Below are 693 nucleotides of genomic sequence, written 5' to 3' on the forward strand. Positions count from 1 at the left end.
AAACGACATGACGAACGGATTGACCGGGGTGTCATAAACCTCGGTGGGCGACCCGACCTGCTCGATACGCCCCTTGTTCAACACCGCGATCCGATCGGCCACATCCAACGCCTCGGCCTGATCATGCGTCACCAACACCGTGGTCACATGCACCTCGTCATGCAACCGGCGCAACCAACTCCGCAGATCCTCGCGCACCTTGGCATCCAACGCACCGAAGGGCTCATCGAGCAACAACACCTCCGGATCCACCGCCAACGCCCGCGCCAACGCCATCCGCTGACGCTGACCACCAGAGAGCTGATTGGGATACCGCCGCTGAAAACCGCTGAGCCCCACCACCTCCAACAGATCGTCGACCTTCTTTTTGATCTCGGCCTTGGGCCGCCGGCGGATCTTCAACCCATACGCCACGTTGTCCCGCACCGTCAGATGCTTGAACGCCGCATAGTGCTGAAACACAAACCCGATACCCCGCCGCTGCGGCGGCACCCGGGTCACGTCACGACCATTGATGGTCACCGTCCCCGAATCCGGCTGATCCAGACCAGCGATCGCACGCAACAACGTCGACTTGCCCGAACCACTAGGCCCCAACAACGCCGTCAACGACCCACTGGGCACCTCGAAGTCCACATGATCCAGCGCCACGAAATCGCCGTAATTCTTATAGGCATCGCGCACCACGATCGC

General features: G+C 61.2%; 1 protein-coding gene. It reads right to left on the reverse strand.

Annotation, left to right across the window (positions count from 1 at the left end; all coding sequences use genetic code 11):
• On the reverse strand, positions 1-693 hold a 693-nt coding region (locus BST27_RS30735), incomplete at both ends, for a sulfate/molybdate ABC transporter ATP-binding protein (protein ID WP_139805517.1).

The sequence above is a fragment of the Mycobacterium intermedium genome (assembly GCF_002086275.1).
GTDB lineage: Bacteria > Actinomycetota > Actinomycetes > Mycobacteriales > Mycobacteriaceae > Mycobacterium > Mycobacterium intermedium.